The sequence below is a fragment of the Candidatus Kaelpia imicola genome (assembly GCA_030765505.1).
Lineage (GTDB): Bacteria > Omnitrophota > Gorgyraeia > Kaelpiales > Kaelpiaceae > Kaelpia > Kaelpia imicola.
In genome coordinates this window covers 31,344-55,793 of record JAVCCL010000042.1, presented here as the reverse complement: position 1 = coordinate 55,793, position 24,450 = coordinate 31,344, and the positions used below count along the sequence as shown (strand labels likewise).

Sequence of the window (24,450 nt, the reverse complement as noted above, 5' to 3'; positions counted from 1 at the left end):
TATATGGGCCTAGAGCAGAATTAAACTGAACTCTGAAAGCTCTATTAACATGTATCTTACCCCTATCATCCTGCCAAGGTACGCGAAATATGATCTGACGCTCCGGCTCAACTATCCTCTCTAGTAATGCAGTGTCCTCAAGTTCAGGATGCTTATCAACTACGGGAATAAGCGATTCTAAAACTTCAGTTACAGCCTGATGGAACTCTACTTCTCCTGGATTTCTCTTCTTTACTGCTTCTAAAACAGTTGTTACATAATTTTTGCCTGACATCTTTTACCTCCTTTAATTATCTGCCATTTAAATATTTAACTATAGACTTAGCAGCCCTCTTAGCCATACCCATAGCCTCAATAACAGTTCCCTCTCCACCTACAATATCTCCTCCTGCATAGATATGAGAGACAGAAGTCTCCATAGTCTCTGCGTTTACAATAATATCCTTATATTTATCTACTTTGAGCTCAGGTGTTAAAGATGTTAAAACCTGATTCGCACTCAATCCTATCGCTATGACTGCAACATCACAATCAAGCTCAAACTCACTACCCTCTATAGGGCTGGGTCTTCTTCGACCGGACTGATCAGATTCTCCCAGCTCACACCTTAGAGATTTTATTTTCTTAACATAACCATCTTTATTACCTATAAATTCGATAGGCTGAACCAACAATTCAAATTTTATTCCCTCTTCTTTAGCATGCTCTATCTCAAGACGTCTTGCAGGCATCTCAAGCTCTGTCCTTCTATAGACTATAGTAGTATTAGGCTCTATATTGTTTAATTTCTGAAGGCGTAAAGCAACACGAGCAGAGTCTATTGTAACATTGCCTCCACCAATAACTATCATATGATGTCCTACATTAACAGGTGTATGAAATTCAGGAAACTTATACGCATTCATAAGATTGACGCGGGTTAAAAACTCATTGGCTGAATAGACATTACATAAATTTTCACCTTCTACATCTAAGAAAGATGGTGTACCAGCACCCAAACCCAAAAATACCGCATCAAAGCCTTCTTCTAGAAGATCATTTAAAGTCTTAATCTTTCCTATTATATAATTAGGTTTAAACTCAACACCCATGCTCTTAAGAGAGTCTATCTCATAATCCAATACATCTCGCGGCAATCTAAAAGACGGTATTCCATATTGAAGAACTCCACCCATCTTATGAAGAGTCTCATAGATGATGACTTTAACTCCTTCACGTGCTAACTCTCCAGCGCAACATATCCCAGCCGGGCCTGAACCAACAACTGCTACCTTATACATAGTGAGTCTCTTATCTTTACTACCTGAAGTTATGCTTTCCCTGGCTCCATAATCACCTATAAACCGCTCCAAGAAATGAATATTTATTGCATTTTCTGACGCAAAAGGTTCATCTTTCTTAGTCAAGACGCAGGTTTTACTGCACTGGTATTCTGCAGGACATACCCTGCCGCAGATAGAGGGAAAATTATTCTTCTCTCTTATTGTAAGATAAGCCCCTTTATAGTCTCTATCCTGAACCTGCTTGATAAATGTTTTAATATCTATTCCAACAGGACAACCTTCTACGCAAACTGGATTCTTGCACTGAAGACATCTAGAGGCTTCTTCTACAGCCTGGTCTTCGGTATAGCCCTGAATAACCTCATCGAAATTACCTATTCTCTCTTTTTGGTCCAACTCTTTTGCTCTTACAGCTTCTTTCATAATTTATTTAAGTTACAGATATGTCTCTCTTTATCCACGTAAACACTATTCCTTTTCTTTAAGGTATCCCAATCAACACTATGAGCATCAAATTCAGGGCCGTCCACACAGGCAAACTTTGTCTCTCCATTTATATTTACCCGGCAACACCCGCACATACCAGACGCATCCACCATTAAAGAGTTCAACGACACCAAGGTCTTAACTCCATAACCCCTTGTAAGATCCGCTACCTCCTCCATCATTGGAATAGGACCCACTGCATAAATTATATCAATTCTCTCTTTATCTAAAATCTCTTTAAGCACGTTTGTTGTAAAACCTTTAATACCATAACTTCCATCATCAGTAGTTACAAAAAGTTCATCTGATACCTCTTTAAGCTCGTTTTCCAATATAAGTAACTCTTTAGTACGAGCACCCATGATCACCTTAATCTTATTTCCTGCCTCTTTAAGTGTTTTTGCAACCGGATAAATCTCAGCAATTCCAACCCCTCCTGCAACCAATACAACGGAACCGTAATTTTTGATCTCAGTCGCATGACCTAAAGGACCCATTATAGAATATAAAGAGTCGCTTACTTTGAGCTTACCAAGCAGCTTGGTCGAGAATCCTATCTCCTGGAATATAAGTGTAATAGTACCGCACTCTCTATCAGCACTTACAATAGTTAGAGGTATTCTCTCACCCTCTTCCTTGACCATCAAAATAACAAAGTTTCCGGCCAAAGCTTTCTGAGCTAAATCAACCGCCTTGACTTCAATACGCGTAATACGTGCACCTTCAAAATCCGATAATACCTCTTTAGCTAATATCTTCATTTTTAGTTTAAAATAAAAAAAGGCATCCACTATCTCTAGCGGACACCTTTGTCCTTACGACTCATAAATCATAGCATATCATTATTGACTGTCAACTTTTTTCTGCTTAATATTAAGGCAGAATAGAAATATCCTCATATCTAAACTAAGATACTGCAGCGAAACAAGGTCGGCTGCATTGCTTTGTTAGGCAAAATTATTCATCATTTTTTACTATCTAGAAGTTGAAATTGATCGTTGAATAAAATGTTCGCTAGAAACCAATTTGATGTAGGTTTGTAAAAGTAGAATTCCCAAATCAGCGGTGTTTTTTCGCTTTTTAGGATGTAAACGAATCTGACAATTGATGTTCCAAATTTTTCTTCTCTTACCTTTTCAAATTCTATGATTTTTCCATACATCGGTAAACCGCTTGCTGTTTGCATTTTGATCATCTCTACAGCCTGTGGCTTCATCTTTGGGATTCCAGAACCTGCGAAAAGATTATCATAGGCTTCTTCTATTTCTCCTGCTTTGACTTGGACAAAGAACTCCTCAATAAATTCGCTAGGTTCTTTTGCAAACGAGATATTCGCAACAGTACAAGTAATAATTACAACTAATATGAAAGTTACTATCCTCTTCATAACCCCTCCTTTTTTATTTTAGCCTAACAATTAATAGACAAATTCCATAATTTATAGTTTTTTCTCAAAAGTTTCTTTATTGATACCAACTATATATTTATGCTATTTGTGTATCAATCTGAAAATCTGTAATTAGACAAGACAATTAAAACTTTCATTTTTACTTGGTTAATTGATATAATTTATAACATGAAAAAACTTAAAAAAGTAACTTCTAAATTCAAAATAGTTGGCGAGCTTTTCTCTTTTCTCTGGGCAAATAAGCTCTGGTGGATGACTCCAATTGTAGTAATATTTTTATTGCTCGGGTTGTTTATCTGGTTGGCACAATCATCGGCTGTAGTTCCTTTCATATATGCTCTTTTTTAAATGAGGAAATTCTTCAGGAAAATTCATAGCTTGGTTCAGAAGATTATCTCTATAGTCATAAACCTATTATTATTTCTAAGCTATTTTATAGTGATTACCCCTTTTGCAATATTGATTAAAGTTTTTAAAGATTATTTAGGCTTAAAACAGCCGCCTCAATGGAAAAAGGGAGACAAAATAACTGACATCCCTCTATCTCTTAAAAAACAATAATGTATATACTTGGATTAAGCTGCCATTATCATGACTCCTCAGCTGCATTAATCAAAGATGGGGATATAATAGCAGCATCAAGTGAGGAGAGATTCTCCCGCATTAAACATGACTTCTCGTTTCCTGAAAAAGCTATTCAATTCTGCCTTGATTATGCAAATATTGATTCAAAAGATTTAGATTATGTCGTCTTTCATGAAAAACCATTTATTAAATTTGAGCGTATTATGAAAACAATACTCACAACATATCCAAAATCAGCTAGGCTATTTTCTGATGTTTCCAAAAACTGGCTTAAAGAGAAGCTCTGGATTAAATCTACAATTACTGGCTTTCTTGATATACCTGAAGATAAAATATTGTTCTCCAAACACCACCTCTCACATGCTGCATCCAGTTTTTTTTGCTCTCCTTTTACAGAAGCAGCCATTCTAACAGTTGACGGAGTTGGAGAGTGGGCAACAACAACTCTGGGTATAGGAGAGAGCAGTTTTATAGAAGGTAATAAGAATAATATAACTTTATTGAAGGAGATAGACTTTCCCCACTCAATAGGCCTACTCTACTCTACATTTACAGCTTTTCTTGGTTTTAAGATAAATAACGGTGAATATAAAGTCATGGGTATGAGTGCTTATGGAGAACCTAAATATCAAGATAAGATATATAAATTAGTTGATTTAAACGAAGACGGAAGCTTCAAATTAAAGATGGAATATTTCTCATACCATTATTCAACAAAACATAGTTTCAACAGACGCTTTGTAGAGCTTTTCGGAGAACCGAGGAAGAGAGGGCAAAGATTTGTCTTAAGAAAAGATGACTTCTCCTATAGTAAAGAACCTATAACGGATAGGGAGATAGAGGAGAACAGGTGTTTCGCTGATATTGCAGCAAGTATCCAAAAAGTAACAGAGGATATCTTAATAAAAATCGCAAACCATCTTCATGATATAACAAAACTAAACAAGATCTGTTTAGCAGGCGGAGTAGCTTTAAACTGCATTGCAAACTCTAAGATACTTGAAAACACACCTTTTGATGAGATATATATCCAACCTGCAGCAGGTGACTCCGGCGCTGCTTTGGGAGCAGCTCTATATGTTTGGCACTGCTTAGGAAACAAAAAAAGAGAGCATATTTTAACAGATATATACTTAGGTAAAGGCTATACTAATGAGGAGATAGAGAGTTTTCTCAAAGAGAATAATATAACCTATAAAAAATATGATAACGAAACGGAGCTTCTAGATTACATGGCTGATGCAATAATAGAGCAAAAAATAATAGGTTATTTCCAGGGAAGATTCGAATGGGGGCCCCGCGCTCTAGGTAATCGTTCAATCTTAGCTGATCCCAGAAGCTCAGAGATGAAAAAAATATTGAATGCCAAAATAAAATTCCGTGAACCATTTAGACCCTTTGCTCCTTCAGTGCTAGTTGAAGAAGCAAGCGATTTTTTTGATCTTGATAAGATATTAGAAAAATCACCTTTAAAATTCATGCTCTACGCCGTGGCTGTCAAAAAGAGAGACCTAATACCGGCCGTAACTCATGTGAACGGAATGAGTAGAATCCAGCTCCTGGAGAAAAAGGATAATCCTCTCTATTACTCTTTGATTAAAAATTTCTACCTTAAAACAGGGGTACCGCTTTTAATTAATACATCTTTCAATCTTAAAGGAGAACCTATTGTGAACTCACCTCAAGATGCTTACTCTACATTTAGAAGTAGCGGCTTAGATATGTTGGTGTTGGGGAAATATGTAATAGAAAAATAGAGCCGCTACAGCTATAAAATTTCTAAAGAAAAATCACATGCCGGAGCAGAATGGGTAATCCTTCCTAATGAGATCCTATCAACGCCTAAGTTTATAATCCTTTCAAGCTGTTCAAGTCTAATACTTCCTGAAATCTCTATCTGAAAATTCTTTTTCTCAAGCAGCTTTAAAGCAACTTCAATGTCCTCTGCATTCCAATTATCGAACATGACAACATCAGGATCCGATTTCATAGCCTGCATCCACTCCGAAAGATTATGAACTTCAAGTACCAACTCTTTCTGGGGATACTTTTCTCTCAATATTCTAACCATCTCCAAAATATAGTCTTCCCCTCGATACTTTTTTCTAAATATGTTTATATGATTATCCTTTATCATTAACGCCTGAGATAGATTCACCCTGTGATTGTATCCCCCCCCTACTTTAACAGCATATTTCTCAAGCTCTCTTATAAGAGGAGTTGTCTTCCTAGTGTCGTATATTTTTATCTTATTATGACCAATAACATCAACAAACTTCTCAGTAAATGTTGATATTCCTGAGAGATGAGATAGAAAATTAAGTGCAACTCTCTCCACAGAGAGTATGACATCTGAATTACCTTCAATAGTTATGATCTTTAAACCACTATCGAAACAAGCACCATCTTTAAGTTTTGTCTTAAATCCAACATCTCCAATAATCGTAAATGCTTCTTTAAAAATATCGAGCCCGGAAAGTACGCCTTTCTGTTTTGCGATGACAACGGCTTTCAGCTTTAAGCCTGCTATGCCGAGTCCTAATGTAGTAAGGTCGCCAGCTGCACAATCCTCGTCCAAAGCAGCTTTAATCAAATTTCTAATACTGGAGGTAATTTTCATATATTATCTATTATATCCGATATTTCGGCTATCTTAAGACCCAGCATCTGATCTCTCTCCTTTACTTTCTGAACAACAGACTCGTTGGCCTTGTTAATGAAATCTTTATTTTTCAACTTATTTTTTGCAATCTCCAAATTTTTTATCATCTTCTCTCTTTTTTTAGACAATCTCTCTCTCTCTCTCTCAAAATCTATTATGCCTTCAAGTAGTATATATATATTGGTCTCACCAATTATGCCGAATGCGGAATAAGGCGGCCTCTCTATCTCTTCTCTCTCTATTTTTATATCCGATATCTGCGCCAGAGGCCCAAGATAAGAGATATTCTTTTTAAATGTCTCAAGCAATTCTAAATCAGAAGAGAAGAGTACCAGCTCTATCTTCTCTTGAGAAGGAACATTTAGCTCCGCTCTCATATTTCTAACAGTTTGGATAATTGCAATAATACTCGACATTCTGCTCTCCGCCTCTTCGTTTTTAAACCTATCAGGCATATCCGGCCAACTGTTAAGCATCAGGCTCTCTGTATCGTTATAATTAAATCCCAAAAACTCATAAGCATATTTAAGGTTAGGCCTTAACATCTGCCATATCTCTTCAGTTATAAAAGGCATAAAAGGGTGGAGTAATCTTAAAAGATTATCAAGTACAAATATCAAAATCAAAGAAGCTGAGTCCTGCACACCATTCTCCTCTGAATACAGGTCCTTTTTTTTAAGTTCTATATACCAATCGCAAAAGACATGCCAGAAAAACTCATAGAGCAAAAAAGCTGCTTCATTGAAATTATACTTATCCAGCGAAACATTTAGCTCCTGAATCAGATTTCTAAGCTTCGCCAAAATCCAACTATCAAAAATAGAACCCTCTTTATACGGAGAGACTGATTTTATTTCATTGATATTCATCGTAAGAAAACGTGCAGCATTCCAGATTTTATTTGTAAAGTTACGCCCAAATATAAACCTATCTTTAGACAAAAATACATCCTGGCCCATAGCGGTAATAGAGATAAGACTAAAACGTAATGCATCGGCGCCATATTCATCTATGATCTCTAAAGGATCGATTACATTGCCTAAAGATTTAGACATCTTCCTGCCCTTCTCATCCCTAACAGTACCATGGATATAAACATCAGAAAAAGGAATCTGATCTATAAATTCAAGCCCCGCCATAATCATACGTGCAACCCAGAAAAATAGTATCTCCTGCGCTGTAACTAAAGTCGAAGTAGGATAGAAATAATCTAAATCGCCTAAACTCTGGCTTTTACCAGCCTGCTGTTTACTTTTTACAGTATTCGGCCAACCCATCGTAGAGAACGGCCAGAGCCAGGAAGAGAACCATGTATCTAAAACATCTTCATCCTGATAGATATCCCTACCGCCGCATTCAGGGCAGCTATCAGGTTTATCCCGGGAAACAATTATACCTTTAATATTTTCACCACTCTTAGAATCTAAGCTGCCTAAAACCTCAGTCTGTCTATAGCAATCTCTGCAGTAATATACAGGAATTCTATGCCCCCACCATATCTGACGGGATATACACCAATCGCGGATATTCTCCATCCAATGAAGATAGACTTTCTCCCAACGAGGAGGAAAAAATTTAACCTCCCTGTCTTTTACAACCTTGATAGCCTCTTTTGCCAAAGGCTGCATCTTAACAAACCACTGCCAAGATATATAGGGCTCTATTACAGTACCGCAACGATAACAGCAACCTATTGAGTTAACATAAGGTTCTATTTTTTCAACCAGATCCTGCTTCTCTAAATCTTCTACTATTTTCTCTCGAGCTATAAACCTATCCATACCCCTGTATTCCGCTGCATTTTCATTCATTACCCCGCCTTCATCCATAACAACGACAGGTTTAAGTCCATGCCTCATTGCAATCTCAAAATCATTTCCATCATGAGCAGGAGTAATTTTTACTGCCCCGGTACCAAACTCAGGATCTACGATATCATCCCAAATAAGCTTAAGCTGCCTATTCAAAATAGGTAATACAACTTTTTTATCTTTTAAAAATTCAAATCTTTCATCGCTTGGATGAACCGCTATAGCAACATCACCAAGCATCGTCTCAGGACGGGTTGTAGCAACTGTTACAAACTTACCCTCTTCACCCAGCACAGGATACTTTAAATAATAGAGGAAGCCTTCCTGTTCCTGATACTCCACCTCTTCATCAGAGAGTGCAGTCTTACAACGCGGACACCAATTAATAATATAGTTACCGCGGTAGATAAAATCTTTTTCATAAAGTTTTATAAACGCTTCTATCACGGCACTGGATAAACCTTCATCCATTGTAAAGCGCTCTCTGCTCCAATCGCAAGATGCCCCCAAGCGTCTAAGCTGCCTTACTATGGTAGAACCGTACTCTTCACGCCATTTCCAGACACGCTCTATAAAGCTCTCTCTCCCTAAATCATCCCTGCTTAAATCTTCCTTTGCCAACTGTTTCTCAACAACATTCTGAGTGGCTATTCCGGCATGATCGGTACCGGGAATCCAGAGAGAGGCATATCCCTGCATTCTTTTATATCTTATCAATATATCCTGAATGGTATTATTGAGTGCATGACCCATATGTAAAATACCAGTAATATTAGGAGGGGGGATTACAATTGAGTAAGGCTTCTTCTTACTATCAACTGAGGCCCGGAAGAGACCATTGCTTTCCCAAAACTTATACCATCTCTGCTCTATCTCTTTAGAGTTATAGCGGGATTCCATCAATCTATATTCTACCCCTCTTACGTTCTTTCATCAGCTTATACTCAACGCTGTCTAAGAGAGCCTTCCAGCTAGCTTCAATAATATTCTCAGATACTCCTATTGTATTCCAGCTGCTCTCTCTGTCTTGAGACTGAACTAAGACCCGGACTTTAGCAGCAGTGCCGTCTTTTTCATCTAAAACCCTTACCTTGAAATCTGAGAGCCTCATCTCAGCCAATACAGGGTAGAACCGGTTTAAAGCTTTCCTTAAAGCCTCGTCCAATGCATTTACCGGGCCATCTCCCTCTGCAACTGTATACTCTTTTTTGTTATCAACCTTAAGTTTAATAGTCGCTTCTGAAACAATCTCATCTTTATTCTCTTGTTCAACTACAACTCGAAACCCCTCTAAAGTAAAAAATTTCTTAAATTTCTTAAGATGTTTATTTAAAAGCAGCTCGAAAGAGCCTTCCGCAGCTTCAAAATGGTAGCCTTCATGCTCCAAGCTCTGCAGGAGCTTATGCAGCTTCCCGGTAACATTCTTATCTTTTTGAAGCTTATACCCATATTCCCAAGCTTTTAAAACAAGGGAAGACTTACCTGAAAGTTCTGAAACCAAAAGCTCTCTTCTATTACCTACTAATTCCGGATCTATATGCTCATAGGTGCTGGACTCTTTCATAACAGCATTGATATGGATCCCGCCTTTATGAGCAAATGCGCTGGAGCCAACATAGGGTTGATTTTCAAACTGCTTCATATTCGAAACATCAGATACAAAACGGGATATCTCTGTAAGGTGTTTAATTTTAGAATCTGGTATGCAATCTAATTTTAATTTCAGCTTTATGTTTGGAATTAAAGAGCAGAGATCTGCATTGCCGCATCTCTCTCCGTAACCATTTATAGTTCCCTGAACATTGGTAACACCTTCCTCAACCGCTATTATGGAATTGGCCACTGCCATACCAGAGTCATTATGGACATGAATACCTAAATCAATATCTAATTCACTCCTTACATCTGTCACTATATCTCTAACCCAGCCGGGAATCATGCCGCCATTGGTATCACAAAGAACTAAACAGTCAGCCCCTGCGGATTTTGCTGCCCTTAGGCTCTCAAGAGCATAATCTCGATTTACTCTATAGCCGTCAAAAAAGTGCTCAGCATCAAAAAAGACAAAACAACCTTTCTTCTTCAAGAAAGAGACAGAATCAAAAATCATATCCAGGTTTTCCTTTAAAGATACCTTAAAGACCTTAATTACATGCAGGTCCCAACTCTTGCCAAAGATGGCTATATTTTTAACTTCTGATTTTAAAAGTGCCTTCAAATTGCTGTCAACACTGGCTTTCGTCTTGGCTCTTCTCGTAGAACCAAAAGCAACTAGTTGGGAGTTCTTAAGTCTTAACTTTTTAGCCTTTTTAAAATAATCTATATCCTTGGGGTTAGAACCAGGCCAGCCTCCCTCAATGAAATGAATGCCTAAATCATCTAGTTTTTCAGTTATAGATAATTTATCTTTTACAGCAAAGGATATCCCCGGTGTCTGGGCGCCATCCCGTAAAGTAGTATCATATATTTTAACGTTTCTTTTCTTCATCTTAAAATCACCTCTTTATATTATGCAGTTTAAATACTTTGTGTAATATTCTTACTGCCTCCTCAGCATGCTTTACATCTATAACACATGAAATCTTTATCTCCGAGGTAGATATCATCTCTATATTTATCTTGTTATCTGCAAGCGCCTGAAACATCCCGGCAGCTATACCTGCATGGGATCTCATGCCCACCCCAACAACTGATATTTTTGCAATCTTATCATCTATTATCACCCCTGTTGCTTTAATATCAGAAGCAACAAGTTTAGCAATACTCACTGTCCTGGTCAGATCAGTCTTGGGCACGGTAAAAGAGAGATCGGTATACCCTTTGCGGCTTACATTCTGTACTATCATATCGACGCTTATATTTTCACTGGATATCCTTGAGAATATTAAAGCAGCAATGCCAGGCTTATCCGGAACATCACATATCGTAACTTTCGCCTCTTTTTTATCTACTGCTACACCCGTAACATAAATATTTTCCATGCTTTTTACCTCCCCCATGATTATTGTCCCTTCTCCTTTAGAAAAACTGGACCGAACATGTATCTTAACATTATTTTTTTTAGCAAATTCAATAGAACGAGCCTGCATAACCTGAGCACCAAGCGATGCCATCTCAAGCATCTCATCATAGCATATCTTAGATATCCTTTTAGCCTCCTTAACTATTCTAGGATCTGCTGTATAGACACCTTTGACATCGGTGTATATCTCGCATATATCGGCATTGACGCCCTTAGTAAGAGCAACTGCAGTCAAATCACTCCCTCCTCTGCCAAGAGTCGTAATATCCATATCAATATTAACACCTTGAAACCCTGCAACAACTACAACCTTACCCCTTTTAAGCTCACTCTTTATCCTATCAGCATTTATCTTTACAATCCTTGCCCTGGTGAAAACACCATCGGTTATGATTCCAACCTGAAAACCGGTGAAAGCTATAGCCTTATAGCCCATATCATGTATAGCCATAGCGAGAAGAGCCGATGAGACCTGCTCTCCTGTAGAGATCAACATATCAAACTCTCTCTCTTTAGGGTGTTTTGTAATTTTAGCCGCGAGGCTTATTAATTCATCTGTTGTATCACCTAAAGCAGAGACTACAGAGATAACGCTAAACCCTTTCTTCTTATAATCTATAATGTTTTTGGCAACTCTTTTTATCTTTTCAACAGTAGCAACCGAGGAACCGCCATATTTTTGTACAACAATCTCTCTTCTTTTTCCCATATTTACACCATTCTCTTCCTAAATATAAATCTCTTAAATATAAACCTTGCTTCCCATGAAACCGAAATCCCCAATAATATTAACATAACGGATATAATAGATAAAACAATATTTCTATCTTTTACAAACTGATTGAGCTTATAAAGTATAGCAAATACAGCAGTTGTAAGCATAAATATAGCCGGAATAAACGTATATTTTATAGGCCTCTCTCTTTTAATCAGCCATCCAGAGACTACTATCAGGCTCAAAGCGGCAATCAATTGATTACCGGCGCCAAATATAACCCAGATAGCCCTCCAGCTTCCAGAGATAGCCAATAATCCTGCCAGTATAACAGGGATCAGAGTAGCTATCAACTTGCTCTTTAAGTTGAACACCTCCGTCATGACATATCTAGATATACGTGTCGCCGTATCTAATGTAGTTAAGATGAAAGTATTTAAAATTAATATCGCAAAAGCCGCCCCGTAAGAACCTAGAAAAGGAAATACAATATTGCCGTATCCATGACCAAAACAGTTTATCGCTCCGGAAGATTTGAACAGCTTAGAGAAGGTATCCCCGGATAGAGATGCTACAGATACCAGAGCTATTACAGCCAATAAGCCTTCTAAGAGCATAGCCCCGTACCCTATTCTGGGCGCATATCTTTCACTTGATATCTGCTTTGATGTTGTTCCCGCTGCAACAAGAGAGTGAAAACCCGATATAGCACCGCAAGCAACAGTAACAAAAAGCATCGGCCAGAGAAACCCGCTCTCAGTGTTAAATGCTGTAAAAGCGGGAGCCTCTATTACAGGGCGTGTTATAAATATCCCCAATACTCCAAATATTATACCTGCAAAGAGAAGGTAAGTAGATAGATAGTCTCTGGGCTGGAGAAGTATATTGACCGGAATAACAGAGGCAATAAAACAGTAGCAGATTAGAATTATTATCCAACCCTCATTGCCAATAGGAACGGCAAAGGACATTTTATCGCCAAAATAGATTAAAGCCCCAAGCAAAAGAAGACCTAAGAGAGTCGAAAAAAATATATTCATATTAAATCTATAAAGCATAATCCCGACCAAGACTGCAACAGGAATAAGCCCAAAAGAAGGTATTATAACCTCAGGCTTATTCATGAGAGTATCAGCACAAAAATAGAGAAAGACCCCGATGACAAGAATAAGAGTAAGCAGAATAAAGACCGAAAAAAGGTTTTTAGTTTTGCTGGAGACTGCTATTTTGCTGACCTCAGCCATAGACCCGCCTTTGCTTTTCATAGATACATAGAGAGAGGAAAAATCATGTATACCTCCCAAAAAAATACTGCCCAGCACAATCCATATTATCGCTGGAGCCCAGCCCCAAAGAGATAATGCAATAACCGGACCTATTATCGGAGCCGCTCCTGCAATAGAAGCAAAATGATGTCCAAATAGCATCAGCCAGTTACGGGCAGGGACATAATCAAAACCATCGTTTAGCTCTACTGCTGGAGTTGGAGTATCTAAAGATATAGGAAATGCTCTCTTTAATAGAAACTTTAAATAAAAGAGGTATCCTAATATAAATGCTGCTACTGAAAATAACAGCAACGCCAAACCGCTCATTTAAACAGAACCTCTTCTATTAACTTAGGTCCTTTATATTCGATAAGCGTTGCACGGGCATTCTTTTCGTTGAAAGATTTTAGCTTGATGCCGCTCTTTACTCCCTTACCATAACAGATAAAAGCCACTGGCTCTTCAGTATGAGTACGCATACTGACAGGGGTAGCATGATCCGAAGATATTAGAATCCTATAATCTCTATCCTTTTTAAGATAGTCATATATCGGTCCAACAATATAACGGTCAAACGATTCAATTGCCTTTATTTTCTCTCTCAAATCTCCGTTATGACCTGCCTCATCCGTTGCTTCAAGATGGACACAGCAGAAATCATACCTCTTAAGACTCTCAATTGCATACTCTCCCTTAGCTACATAATTTGTATCATAATAACCTGTCGCACCAGGAACCTTTACGACTTCTAAGCCCATCAATCTTGCCATACCATTTACCAAGTCAACTGCAGAGATTACAAAACCATTTACTCCATATTTTTTTTCAAAACTCAGGAAACTGGGACGCCTGCCCTGTCCCCATAACCATATCATATTCGCAGGATTCTCGCCCAAATCCAGGCGAACTCTATTGACATCATGGGAAGCTAAGAAACCTTGCGACTCTAGCATTAAATCTCTTATAAACTCTGAGTCTAATCCGCTGGGTAAAAACTTGGCAATCTCCTCTCCCATAATATCATGAGGAGGTGTTGTCCTAACTTCATCACCTACACCCTCAGAGAGTAGAAGATTCCTATAGCTTATACCGGTATAAAACTTGAATCTTTTGCTGCCGAACTTTTTATTTAAACCTTCTATTAAAACCTCTGTCTCTCTGTTGCTTATATGGGAAGAAGAATAATCAATCATCCTCCCCTCCGCAACCGTTGTAAAGTTACACCTAAAAGCAACTTGATTATCCGTAAGTTTTAACCCCAGATTTGCAGCCTCAAGAGGACCGCGGCCTGTATAGTATGATTTAGGGTCGTACCCAAGTATAGACATTATAGCTATATCACTACCGGGTTTAAAACCACGCGGAATATTCCTAACTACACCGATTAAAGCCCCTCTCTGAGCCATATCGTCAATATTGGGCGTATGTGCAACTTCTAAAGGCGTAGATCCATCAATCTCTTTTACAGGTCTATCATTCATCCCATCAGCAATAAGAAGTACGTATTTCATAACTCTCTCCCTTAAATTTAAAAACTATTTAAATCTATCATATATAAAGATTGAAGTCAATTTTACCCTCAAATAGATCAAATTTAAATCAAATATTGCTTTAATTGCTTCCCAATGCAAACTCTATAGTTATACTGAAGGTTATAATACTATTCTTAAGTTCCGGAGGAAAAGGAGAGAAAGGAGCAGCATGTTTTACACTATTTAAAGCAGCGGTTCTGAGGTTTTTTTGATTAGTTGACCTAATATCATCAATAGTCAATCTTTTAAGTAGGCCCTTTGAATCGATACCGAAGAGTACTGTGACAGCACCTCTACCCTGAACAGGTTTGTAATAGAAAGCTTTCTTTTTAATCTCTTCTCTTATGGAGCTATAATACTCAATAAGAATAGCCGGGACTACATGGCTATTCATCTTTCCTGAAAGGCTTACAATCTCATCCTCTTCAATTAAATAAGAGCTCTGTTCATGTTTCTCCTTCTCCACCAGTGTAATATCATCTTTTAAGCCTTCAAAAGGCTTCCTCTCTGAGTCCTTAGCTTCGGCCTTTTGATCTCTCTTCAAAACTTCAACTTTTTGGATTTCGACTTCCTTTTTGTTAGATATCTTGTAAGAGACTACCACAGGCTCTGCCCCTGAAACTCTATTCTTATTAGGTTTAATAAGAGATATACCTCGCCAAGGAACTAAAAGCGCAAAATGAAACAGAAGCGAAACAAAGAGAGCCCTCTTGATAAGATTATCTCTAATCATCTGCAAGCAGGCTCAGAGTTTAACTCGCTCCAGCTTTTAGAGCTGAAGGATATATGGTACTTTAAAAACTTAGCAATGATATTTTCTAAATCTATTCTAACTTTGGGGGTAAATAGAAACCTTTTTATATTTACGTAAGACTCGTCTTTTAAAAAATTAATAGATTTAATAACTCCAGAACTTACAGGAGTCAGACCTCTCCTCTTACTGCCGCATTCCGAACAATATAGAGCCCCTTCGGAAATTGAGAGATAACCCTTATATTCTATTTTTTCAGCACAATTAATACACTCGTTTATTTGAGGGCTAAAACCGGAAAATTTCAGCAGTTTTATCAGGAAAGTATAAAAAACTATATCTGTTCTATTCGCAGATATCTCGCTTAATAGAAAATCTATCAAGCCATATACATCCTTGTTATCCTCGTAGGGCTGCATAACATAATTTAACAGCTCTATAGCCGAACATAGGGTGGAAAATTTGCTGTAATCTCTGATACTCTCCCAATAGGAGTTTAAGAGATAGAACTGAACAAAGAGGGCAAATTTTGATTTGCGAGGATAGAAAACCACTTCATAGTTGGAAAATAGATCCAGAACACCATCGTAACGGCCGTAATCTTCTATCTTTCTCACACCTTTTACTATTCCCTCAATCTTACCGAAATCATAACTATATAGAGTAAGAAGCAGGCTCGTATCACGATATACTCTTCTGTTGATTATAAAGGCTTTTGTCTTCTCAATCATCTGAGGATACAATTGCAGTTCCTGCCGAAATAACTACTCTCATACCCTCTTCAACAGTCATATCAAGATATTTAATCTTTTCCTTGGGATAGTAGATTAACATACCGCTTGTAGGATTAGGAGTTGTAGGTATGAAGACAGTAATAAGCTCAAATCCAGCCGTTTTATTTAAAATATTCTCTGCTTTGGCAGTCATAAAACCTATACAGAATTTACCGTCAGAGGGATATTCAACAAGAACTACTTTTTTAAACACATTCCTACCTTCACCCATAACAGCATCGCTTATCTGCTTAATAGATTTATAAGTCTTGCCTACTATGGGAAATTTAAGAAAAAGGGCCTCAAAAAAATTCAAGAATCTTCTGAAGAATAAAAAACTGACCAGAAAGCCCAGGAAAGAGAGCAGTAATACCAGAACCAATACCAGAACAACTTTAATAATTATATCTATGCCGGGGTAACCTAAATAATTTTGAACATAATTGAAAAACGGCTCTAATAAAACATTGTCGACTATTTCAAACAACCAAGCTAAAAACCAAAAAGTTATTATCAACGGTAAGACTGTAGCAATACCAGTCAAAAAATATTTTCTTACTCTTTTAAACATCATTAGCCGCTAAATATCTGAAATATAGTAAGCGTTACTAAAAAACCTACCAAACCTCCGAGTACTATCTCCCATAATGAGTGAATACCCTCTTTAATCCTGCTTGCTGCAATTATTACTGCCATGACAAATATCAATACTGAGAGCAATGCATTTGCCTCAAGTAATGTTATGATAGTCCAAATAGAGAAAGACATAGCAGCGTGTCCTGATGGAATACCGCCCCGAAGCGGAGTACCTTTCTGGAAGAAAGTTTTGCTTATTATAACTATAGCACCTACTATAGCAAGGGTAAAAAAGGTAATATACCAATGAGCCCCTTTTAACCTATCAAAACCTCTAGGCAGAGAAGTTTCCAGGTAAGGACTAAGCAAGAGATAGATTATAAAAAACGAAACTACCCCCATAAACAGAACCGTACCTGCAAGCATATCTTTAATCTTACCCAGATTTTTACTATAATCAGGATGTACAAAATCAAGCACCATCTCAATGCAGGAATTAATCATCTCAGCAAAGAGTATAAGTCCAAGAACCATGGTAAGAAAAAGCAGCTCCACTCTACCCAATCCAAGAAAAACACCCACTGCAAAAACAAGGCTGCTTATAAGAAGGTATAAACGTACTATTCTGTGCTCTTTGAAAACTCCTATCAATCCTTCAACTGCATTATTTAACCGCACAGTAAAAGTTCTTTTTTTCATAGTATCTTCTTTAAAATATCACTCTGCTTTTTAAACATTAAATCTTTTTGACCTTTCCTTATATCATTATATCCCAAAATATGCAATACCCCGTGGATCAAATAAGTTAAAAACTCCTCCTCGGGAGAGTTGCTATAGTAAGGAGCATTCCTAACCGCCATCTCTGAAGATATGATAATCTCTGCTTGAGGATCTCCGTCAGAATAGAAGAAAGCCAGTACATCCGTAGTCTTATCTTTACTTCTATAGCTCCTGTTTAATCTTTTCATATCCTTATCCGATACTACCGCAATACTCCAAGAGAGACTTCTAGCTTCAGGCAAAACTCCTATTATTCTCTCGAAATAAAAAGCGATCTTACTCTTCTTGAAGGGCGAATCTTTACTATCTATAACAATATTAAAACTATTTTTTGCCATTAGGATATTCAATTCTTCCGTGGTGTATACTAACACTCAATCTGGTAAAAACATTTTCGATCTTATGCAAATCTTTAAAGGACAGCTCACATTCATCAAGCTCACCCATAATAAACTTGTTATTGATTACCTCTTTTACTAGGCCTTTTATACGGGCAGAAGTTGGATCCTGAAGGCTTCTCGTAGCTGCTTCAACAGCATCGGCTAAAGAGACTATTGCAACCTCTTTTGTTTGAGGTCTAGGGCCCGGATACCTAAACTGCTCTTCTTTTATGTCTTGGGGAGATTTATTTTCCAAAGCCTTATGATAAAAATAATAGACTAAAGAAGTCCCGTGATGTTGTTCAATAAAATCCACTATTGCCGAAGGCAACTTATATGACTGCGCAAGCTCTATACCTTTTTTAGCATGATTTGTAATTATTAAACTACTCATAGAGGGAGAAAGTTTTTCATGTTTAGACTTATCTTTTTTCTTTAAAGATACATTCTCGGAGAAATATTCAGGTTTTTCCAACTTTCCAATATCATGAAAGTAGGAGCCGACTCTGGCCAAAAGCGGATTAGCTCCAACTGATTCCGCAGCCTGCTCAGCAAGACTGCTTACAATAAGAGCATGATGGTAGGTCCCGGGGGCTTTTATTAAAAGTTCTTTTAATAATGGGTGATTTAAATCTGAGTACTCTAAAAGGCTTATATTGGTTATAATCTTAAAGATATGTTCTAAGATAGGCAATAATCCCAGCGCAAAGAAAGCTGCCAAGATTCCGCTTGATACAACCATTAAACCTTCTCTCAAAAGAATATAATTATCCATGCCAAAGGCCAGTCCCAGTCCGAATAGAGCAACAAATTGAGCACCCGAGACAGCTATTCCGGCTTTGAGAAGCTGATAACGGTTACGGGTATCTTTCATGGCCATGATACCGGCAAGAGAACCGATGAGAAAACATACCGCAGGTACTATATTATCCCCTATTATGATACCGCTTATAATAGCGACAAAGATTGAGACTTTTACCGCAACTGGAAAAGAGACCAGAACAGCTATCAGCATAGGCCCCATAGCAACAGGGATTAAATAACTGGGCAACGGAGATAGCACTACTATTTTAGAGATAGCTACTGTAAGCAAGATAACCAAAGAGACTAAAATTAGTTGAGAAACATTTTGATAGAACTTGGGATTGAAATACTTATAAGAGATAGTAATTAGGGAAAGAAAGAGTAAAGAGAAGATAAATATACCTAAAACTGCAGGAAGTTTTTTATCTCCAAACTTACTGTTAATCTCTCTAATTTTAATCAAATCCTCTTTATCTATATGTTCACCTTTCGAGAGAATACTCTCATTCTTTTTGATATACTTACGTATATCTATATCCTTTACATTCTTCTCTGCTCTTTTTCTAAACGCCTCTGTCTCTCCTTCAGAAAATATTATATTGGGTTCCAAGTTCCAAGATATTAAACTTATTATCAATTCTCTGTTCCTAAACTTGAGTACCTTCCTAAACTCTGAAGAAAGAATATCCTTGGCTTTACTTAGAGCGGCTATTTTCAAGCTATCTCTGGAAACCTGGACATAATCACTGCCGGACTTTACATAGAGATACTTAGCTTCTGATAAGATAAACCTTGAGAAATTAGAGCCGGAGATAACATAGCTGTTCTTGTAGAACTCTTCCAACGGCTCAGACATCTCTTTTAAGATCAAATCCAGGTTGTACTCTCTTAAAGCACGGAGATCTTTAAAGTTCAGCTTCTGAGGCATAAAAGATATCAGCTCTTCAGGCAAGTGCAGATTCTCTTCTTCGGTAAAAACAGAGGGTATATAATCAAAGACTTTTTTAATCTTATCCAAAACAACCAGCGGCACGTTCTTGTCAAAAAGATAGACCTCTCCCGAATTTAATCTAGCTCTCTCTTTTGCTGCTTCTGTTTTATCCTTATCTATGCCGACGCTATAGCTAAAGTTAAAAGGAGCAAATACATTTCTTAAGGCTATATCTCCTTCTCTTAAGCTAAACTGAGATATCTCTTCACCCAGATAATATATTGCGGTAATTAAAACTGCAGTACTTAATATTATTAAAGGCCGGACAAAAAACTTTAAGCTTAAAGAGTCTCCAGTTCCTTTTCGTTTACGAAGTTTTAGTATCTTCTTTCTCTCTCTTACCTTCATAAGCCTCATAAGCCTCTAATATCTGCTGGACTAGTTCATGCCTTACAACATCGTCACGGCTAAGATATATGAATTTAATCTCATCTATAGCTTCTAATATATCCACCGCTCTTACCAAGCCTGAAATTACACCATTGGGCAAATCGCTCTGGGTGATATCCCCTGTAATCACTGCCTTTGACTCAAAACCAAGCCTAGTAAGAAACATCTTCATCTGCTCGGGGGTAGAATTTTGTGCTTCATCTAAAATAATAAAAGCATCGTTAAGAGTCCTGCCTCTCATATAGGCAAGAGGTGCAACCTCTATAATACCCATATCTATATAATCCTCTATCATACTAGGCTCCATCATATCATATAGAGCATCATAGAGCGGCCTAAGATAAGGGGATACTTTATCCTGAATGCCTCCCGGAAGATAACCAAGCTTCTCTCCTGCTTCAATGGCAGGTCTAGCTAAAATAATACGCGAGACCTCCTGCTTTTTAAGAGCATTTACAGCCATGGCCATAGCAAGATAGGTCTTGCCTGTACCCGCTGGCCCTATAGAAAAAACAATATCATAATCCTTAATAGCATCCAGATACTCTTTCTGTTTTTCCGTCTTAGGAGTGACGTATTGTTTCTTTGAATATACCTCTATTTTATCTAAGTATACTTCATGGATAGCCTCAGCATTCTTGTCTAACAATTTTAAAGCATAGATTATATCGTGTTTACGCAGATAGGATTCTCTATCTACAGCAAAAGCCAGTTCTTGGAGCAACTTCTCAGCTTGTTTTATTTCACTATCCTTACCTTTTAGTATAAAACCATTACCGCGAGGTATAATATCTAAACCCAACTCTTTCTCGATCAATTTAACATTATCATCAAAACGACCGGCAAGCGCCTGAGCAACCTTGCTATCTTCAAACTCCAAGAGCTTCTCTTTCATTTTATATACTGAACTCTATTCTCGTCTAAAACAGGCAGCTTCAATATCATTCCAGGTTTAAGATACTTGCGGCCTTTTAAAACATCCTGATTATTATCGGATATAAGATCCCATTTTGCCGCATCACCATAAACTCTCTTTGCAATAATCCAGAGGCTATCCCCCTCAACTACTACATAATCCATATATTCGACTCTATCAGGCTCTGCAGGCTCCTGAGAATATGAACTTAGGGGCTCTATATCATCTTCACTCTCATATACCTCTTCTAACTCTATGACAGGAAGAGATTTCTTTTTCGGGGCAACATAGATACGGGACATCTCGGCATTTTCTTTTTGAAGATACCCTTGGTTACCCCATATGGTTTGATCGTAAGAAAAACTTGTTTTTTCCTGAAACAGATCTGGAATCTCTATCTCTATATCGTAAATCTTTTTCTTTTTAACCTCTCTCCCCCTATATATTGATGAAGGAGAACCATCCAGATAACCCTGATTACCTATCATCTCTTGATCAGGCATTATGATCTCTCTCGTTCCCACACTTATGCAACCTAAAGAGAAACATAGAACTGCTATTAAAATTAAAAACGGTATTTTTTTATCCATCTCTCTCCTCCTTCAACGTTTTTATTTTTAATTCCAGTAGCTGGTCAACATCAACATGAGAAGGGGCATCAGTTAAAAGACAGATACCGCGCTGAGTCTTAGGAAAAGCTATTACATCCCTAATGCTATCCTTCCCTAATATTAAAGCAAGCATTCTATCCAGCCCCAGAGCAAAACCGCCATGAGGCGGTGCACCGGAATCCAAAGCCTTTAATAGAAAACCAAACTTACGCTCTGCATCTTTATCCTCCATTCCTATGGCTTCAAAAATCTTTCTCTGTAATTCTCTCTGGTGTATTCTAATGCTGCCGCTACCCAACTCAACACCATTAAGAATCAAATCATATGACCTAGCCCGAATTTTACCCATATCTTTGCCTATAAGATCTATATCCTCCGGATGAGGCGCAGTAAAAGGATGGTGTTCCATATCCCATCTATCTTCTTCGGCATTAAAATTAAATAATGGAAAATCTTTTAGCCAGAGGAAGCAAAAATCATTTTTTTCTGTTCTTAGATCCGGCTTATCTGAATCATATCTCTCCATAGCTTCTCCGTAAGAGAGACGTGGAAAAGGAATCTTCAGTTCATAATTCAACACCTCCTTAAAGAGATACCTTAACAACTCTTCTATGAGATTGAAGATATCCTCTTCATCTACAAAGCTTATCTCTAAATCAAGTTGTGTAAACTCAGGTTGCCTATCAGCTCTTAGATCCTCGTCCCTAAAACACCTTGCTATCTGGTAATACTTATCAAACCCTGCAATCATCAGAATCTGCTTAAATAGCTGGGGAGATTGAGGCAATGCATAGAAACTGCCCGAACGTAGACGAGCAGGTACCAGAAAATCCCTAGCTCCTTCGGGTGTAGACTTTGTAAGTATCGGAGTCTCTATATCTAAGAACCCTTTCTGGTGAAGAAAATCTCTAATACTTTTGGTAACTCTATTTTTAAAAATAAAGTTTTTCTTTAACTCCTCTCTTCTTAAATCTAAATATCTATACTTAAGACGCAGGTCCTCAGATACTTCTGTCTCTGATTCTATGTCAAAAGGGAGGTCATTACATTTATTAAGTAATTTAATCTCTGACGCCAACAGTTCAACCTCTCCGGTTGGAATACTTTCATTTATTGTACCCTGAGGCCTCTCATTCACAGTACCTCTAATAGAGACAACATCCTCTTTGGTTAACTCTTTAACAACACTTACACTATCTTTTAAGATGCTGGGAACACATACAACCTGGATAAGACCTTCCCTATCACGCAGGTCGATAAATGTGACCTTACCATGTTCTCTTATCCTATAGACCCAGCCGGCTAAAACAACCTTCTTATCTTTATCTTCTCTCCGAAGCTCTCCGCAATAATGAGTCCTTAGCAATTTAAACCTCCTTTGATAACGCCTAAAATATCTCTCTTTTTTATTTTTTGCTGCTGATGTGCTTTCATATCTTTTAAAGAATAGACCCCCTGCTTATCCTCTTCTTTGCCTATTATTAGAACAAATCTAGATCTTTTCTCGTTAGCCAACCGCATCTGTGATTTTAATGACCTGCTCTCATAATCCATATCTGCTGAGACACCATTATCCCTAAGCTCAACAAGCCTGAGCAAAGCCTGATCTATTAAACCTCTATCTTGCAGAATAATAAAAACATCCAGACTCTTAGAACAATCCGTCTTTTCATTAAGCGCCGTTATCAACCTTTCTACTCCTAGAGCAAAACCGACAGCTCCAGTGGCAGAACCGCCCATATCTTCTACCAAATTGTCATACCGCCCCCCCGCAGCTATGGTATTCTGAGCACCCAAACCTGGATGGGATATCTCGAATACAGTGCAGGTATAATAGTCTAAACCTCTGACCAAATGTTTATTCTCCACATATTTAAGACCTAACAGGTCAAGCATATCTTTTAAATCCTGATAATGCTTTAAACAATCTTTACAAACAGCATTTTTAATATCGACATTCAACCTTGATATCTTTTCTCTACAAGTAGGGTTTTTGCAATCCAAGACCCTGAAAATATTTCTATCGTATCTCTCCTGACAGCTGGGACAGAGATCTCCAAGACTATCTTTGATCTCTCTCCTTAAATAATCGGATATCCCATTCTTATCTTTCCTGCAGCCTAAAGTGTTAAGCTCTGTAATACAATCTTTAATTCCAAGAAGATCAAAAAACTTCTGAGCCAATAATATAACCTCTGCATCCATCTCAGGATATAGAGAACCTATAGCTTCAACGCCTAATTGATGAAACTGCCTCTTCCGTCCTCTCTGAGGCCTCTCAGCCCTAAACATTGCCCCTGAATAATAAAATTTTGCCACTCCAGGTCTTTGATAAAGACTATTTTCAAGATATGCTCTGACAATAGAGGCAGTAGCCTCCGGTCTTAGAGATATGAGTCTCTGGGAATTATCCTGAAATTGAAAAATCTCTTTCTCTATAATATCGGTATTCTCACCGATGCTGCGCTTGAATAACTCTGTATACTCGATTAAAGGTGTTCTTATATCCTTATACCCGTAGAGTTCGAAAATCTCCCTGGCAATAGCCTCAACCTTATGCCAAACCTCAACCTTAGACCCATATATATCTTCTGTACCTCGCAACCTTCTATAATTCATATTTTACCCATCTTTAGTATAATACGATTGAGCATAAGGATGTATTGAAAAAAACAAAAAAGTATTATTTTAAAACCCGCCTTTTCC

22 protein-coding genes are annotated in these 24,450 nt (G+C 37.7%); 2 read left to right on the top strand and 20 right to left on the bottom strand.

Annotation, left to right across the window (positions count from 1 at the left end; all coding sequences use genetic code 11):
* The 4 genes from P9L98_06555 to P9L98_06540 all read right to left on the bottom strand — a co-directional run.
* The coding region (locus P9L98_06555; GenBank protein MDP8216953.1) for a Glu/Leu/Phe/Val dehydrogenase dimerization domain-containing protein at nt 1–274 on the bottom strand (274 nt) is incomplete at its 3' end.
* Between the two features lie 16 nt (nt 275–290).
* The gene (gltA, locus tag P9L98_06550; protein ID MDP8216952.1) at nt 291–1,706 is read right to left on the bottom strand and encodes an NADPH-dependent glutamate synthase; all 1,416 of its coding nucleotides are present in this window, start codon (nt 1,704–1,706) and stop codon (nt 291–293) included.
* Nucleotides 1,703–2,530 (bottom strand): sulfide/dihydroorotate dehydrogenase-like FAD/NAD-binding protein, encoded by an 828-nt coding sequence (locus P9L98_06545; GenBank protein ID MDP8216951.1) that lies wholly within the window; start codon nt 2,528–2,530, stop codon nt 1,703–1,705. Before P9L98_06545 ends, gltA begins: the two co-directional genes overlap by 4 nt.
* Nucleotides 2,531–2,733: 203 nt before the next feature.
* A complete protein-coding gene (locus P9L98_06540; protein ID MDP8216950.1) occupies nt 2,734–3,156 on the bottom strand; it encodes a hypothetical protein in 423 nt (140 codons plus the stop codon).
* Between the two features lie 189 nt (nt 3,157–3,345).
* Between P9L98_06540 and P9L98_06535 the strand changes: the two genes are divergently transcribed.
* Together P9L98_06535 and P9L98_06530 are read left to right on the top strand one after the other, a co-directional pair.
* Nucleotides 3,346–3,525 carry a DUF5989 family protein gene (locus P9L98_06535; protein ID MDP8216949.1) on the top strand — a complete coding sequence of 60 codons (180 nt, stop codon included), beginning with the start codon at nt 3,346–3,348 and terminating at the stop codon, nt 3,523–3,525.
* A 212-nt stretch (nt 3,526–3,737) separates the two neighbouring features.
* The gene (locus tag P9L98_06530; protein ID MDP8216948.1) at nt 3,738–5,519 is read left to right on the top strand and encodes a carbamoyltransferase; all 1,782 of its coding nucleotides are present in this window, start codon (nt 3,738–3,740) and stop codon (nt 5,517–5,519) included.
* An 11-nt stretch (nt 5,520–5,530) separates the two neighbouring features.
* On the opposite strand, the gene nadC is transcribed toward P9L98_06530, so the two are convergent.
* The 16 genes from nadC to hisS form a co-directional block, all read right to left on the bottom strand.
* On the bottom strand, nt 5,531–6,382 hold the full coding sequence (gene nadC / locus P9L98_06525) for a carboxylating nicotinate-nucleotide diphosphorylase (GenBank protein ID MDP8216947.1): 852 nt from the start codon (nt 6,380–6,382) through the stop codon (nt 5,531–5,533).
* On the bottom strand, nt 6,379–9,135 hold the full coding sequence (locus P9L98_06520; protein ID MDP8216946.1) for a valine--tRNA ligase: 2,757 nt from the start codon (nt 9,133–9,135) through the stop codon (nt 6,379–6,381). Before P9L98_06520 ends, nadC begins: the two co-directional genes overlap by 4 nt.
* Before the next feature lie 4 nt (nt 9,136–9,139).
* Nucleotides 9,140–10,723, bottom strand: coding sequence for a citramalate synthase (gene cimA / locus P9L98_06515; GenBank protein ID MDP8216945.1), 1,584 nt, complete (start codon nt 10,721–10,723; stop codon nt 9,140–9,142).
* Nucleotides 10,724–10,730: 7 nt separating this feature from the next.
* Nucleotides 10,731–11,966, bottom strand: a complete 1,236-nt coding sequence (locus P9L98_06510; protein MDP8216944.1) for an aspartate kinase — start codon at nt 11,964–11,966, stop codon at nt 10,731–10,733.
* 2 nt (nt 11,967–11,968) lie between these two features.
* On the bottom strand, nt 11,969–13,567 hold the full coding sequence (locus tag P9L98_06505; GenBank protein MDP8216943.1) for a carbon starvation protein A: 1,599 nt from the start codon (nt 13,565–13,567) through the stop codon (nt 11,969–11,971).
* On the bottom strand, nt 13,564–14,751 hold the full coding sequence (locus tag P9L98_06500; GenBank protein ID MDP8216942.1) for a cofactor-independent phosphoglycerate mutase: 1,188 nt from the start codon (nt 14,749–14,751) through the stop codon (nt 13,564–13,566). Before P9L98_06500 ends, P9L98_06505 begins: the two co-directional genes overlap by 4 nt.
* A 100-nt stretch (nt 14,752–14,851) precedes the next feature.
* A complete protein-coding gene (locus P9L98_06495) occupies nt 14,852–15,505 on the bottom strand; it encodes an energy transducer TonB (GenBank protein ID MDP8216941.1) in 654 nt (217 codons plus the stop codon).
* Nucleotides 15,502–16,254 carry a DNA repair protein RecO gene (gene recO, locus P9L98_06490; protein MDP8216940.1) on the bottom strand — a complete coding sequence of 251 codons (753 nt, stop codon included), beginning with the start codon at nt 16,252–16,254 and terminating at the stop codon, nt 15,502–15,504. Before recO ends, P9L98_06495 begins: the two co-directional genes overlap by 4 nt.
* Nucleotides 16,247–16,870, bottom strand: a complete 624-nt coding sequence (locus P9L98_06485) for a DUF502 domain-containing protein (GenBank protein ID MDP8216939.1) — start codon at nt 16,868–16,870, stop codon at nt 16,247–16,249. The genes recO and P9L98_06485 overlap by 8 nt, the downstream gene beginning before the upstream one ends.
* Entirely contained in the window at nt 16,870–17,571 is a 702-nt protein-coding gene (locus P9L98_06480; protein ID MDP8216938.1) for a diacylglycerol kinase, read from the bottom strand. Before P9L98_06480 ends, P9L98_06485 begins: the two co-directional genes overlap by 1 nt.
* Nucleotides 17,568–17,990, bottom strand: coding sequence for an rRNA maturation RNase YbeY (gene ybeY, locus P9L98_06475; GenBank protein MDP8216937.1), 423 nt, complete (start codon nt 17,988–17,990; stop codon nt 17,568–17,570). The genes P9L98_06480 and ybeY overlap by 4 nt, the downstream gene beginning before the upstream one ends.
* A complete protein-coding gene (locus P9L98_06470; GenBank protein ID MDP8216936.1) occupies nt 17,977–20,175 on the bottom strand; it encodes an HDIG domain-containing protein in 2,199 nt (732 codons plus the stop codon). Before P9L98_06470 ends, ybeY begins: the two co-directional genes overlap by 14 nt.
* Complete coding sequence (locus P9L98_06465; GenBank protein MDP8216935.1) at nt 20,135–21,112, bottom strand: PhoH family protein; 978 nt, start codon at nt 21,110–21,112, stop codon at nt 20,135–20,137. Before P9L98_06465 ends, P9L98_06470 begins: the two co-directional genes overlap by 41 nt.
* The gene (locus P9L98_06460) at nt 21,109–21,723 is read right to left on the bottom strand and encodes a LysM peptidoglycan-binding domain-containing protein (GenBank protein ID MDP8216934.1); all 615 of its coding nucleotides are present in this window, start codon (nt 21,721–21,723) and stop codon (nt 21,109–21,111) included. Before P9L98_06460 ends, P9L98_06465 begins: the two co-directional genes overlap by 4 nt.
* Entirely contained in the window at nt 21,716–23,110 is a 1,395-nt protein-coding gene (gene aspS, locus P9L98_06455; protein MDP8216933.1) for an aspartate--tRNA ligase, read from the bottom strand. The genes P9L98_06460 and aspS overlap by 8 nt, the downstream gene beginning before the upstream one ends.
* Complete coding sequence (gene hisS / locus P9L98_06450) at nt 23,104–24,363, bottom strand: histidine--tRNA ligase (protein ID MDP8216932.1); 1,260 nt, start codon at nt 24,361–24,363, stop codon at nt 23,104–23,106. The genes aspS and hisS overlap by 7 nt, the downstream gene beginning before the upstream one ends.
* Nucleotides 24,364–24,450 lie beyond the last annotated feature (87 nt).

Bases quoted from the DNA above. Each gene is read 5' to 3' on its own strand.
- hisS (MDP8216932.1), bottom strand. From the start codon at position 24,363: ATGAATTATAGAAGGTTGCGAGGTACAGAAGATATATATGGGTCTAAG.
- P9L98_06520 (MDP8216946.1), bottom strand. From the start codon at position 9,135: ATGGAATCCCGCTATAACTCTAAAGAGATAGAGCAGAGATGGTATAAG.
- P9L98_06465 (MDP8216935.1), bottom strand. From the start codon at position 21,112: ATGAAAGAGAAGCTCTTGGAGTTTGAAGATAGCAAGGTTGCTCAGGCG.
- nadC (MDP8216947.1), bottom strand. From the start codon at position 6,382: ATGAAAATTACCTCCAGTATTAGAAATTTGATTAAAGCTGCTTTGGAC.
- P9L98_06540 (MDP8216950.1), bottom strand. From the start codon at position 3,156: ATGAAGAGGATAGTAACTTTCATATTAGTTGTAATTATTACTTGTACT.
- P9L98_06545 (MDP8216951.1), bottom strand. From the start codon at position 2,530: ATGAAGATATTAGCTAAAGAGGTATTATCGGATTTTGAAGGTGCACGT.
- P9L98_06480 (MDP8216938.1), bottom strand. From the start codon at position 17,571: ATGAAAAAAAGAACTTTTACTGTGCGGTTAAATAATGCAGTTGAAGGA.
- P9L98_06510 (MDP8216944.1), bottom strand. From the start codon at position 11,966: ATGGGAAAAAGAAGAGAGATTGTTGTACAAAAATATGGCGGTTCCTCG.
- ybeY (MDP8216937.1), bottom strand. From the start codon at position 17,990: ATGGCAAAAAATAGTTTTAATATTGTTATAGATAGTAAAGATTCGCCC.
- gltA (MDP8216952.1), bottom strand. From the start codon at position 1,706: ATGAAAGAAGCTGTAAGAGCAAAAGAGTTGGACCAAAAAGAGAGAATA.
- P9L98_06495 (MDP8216941.1), bottom strand. From the start codon at position 15,505: ATGATTAGAGATAATCTTATCAAGAGGGCTCTCTTTGTTTCGCTTCTG.
- P9L98_06500 (MDP8216942.1), bottom strand. From the start codon at position 14,751: ATGAAATACGTACTTCTTATTGCTGATGGGATGAATGATAGACCTGTA.
- P9L98_06535 (MDP8216949.1), top strand. From the start codon at position 3,346: ATGAAAAAACTTAAAAAAGTAACTTCTAAATTCAAAATAGTTGGCGAG.
- P9L98_06505 (MDP8216943.1), bottom strand. From the start codon at position 13,567: ATGAGCGGTTTGGCGTTGCTGTTATTTTCAGTAGCAGCATTTATATTA.
- P9L98_06470 (MDP8216936.1), bottom strand. From the start codon at position 20,175: ATGAAGGTAAGAGAGAGAAAGAAGATACTAAAACTTCGTAAACGAAAA.
- P9L98_06530 (MDP8216948.1), top strand. From the start codon at position 3,738: ATGTATATACTTGGATTAAGCTGCCATTATCATGACTCCTCAGCTGCA.
- P9L98_06485 (MDP8216939.1), bottom strand. From the start codon at position 16,870: ATGATGTTTAAAAGAGTAAGAAAATATTTTTTGACTGGTATTGCTACA.
- recO (MDP8216940.1), bottom strand. From the start codon at position 16,254: ATGATTGAGAAGACAAAAGCCTTTATAATCAACAGAAGAGTATATCGT.
- P9L98_06460 (MDP8216934.1), bottom strand. From the start codon at position 21,723: ATGGATAAAAAAATACCGTTTTTAATTTTAATAGCAGTTCTATGTTTC.
- cimA (MDP8216945.1), bottom strand. From the start codon at position 10,723: ATGAAGAAAAGAAACGTTAAAATATATGATACTACTTTACGGGATGGC.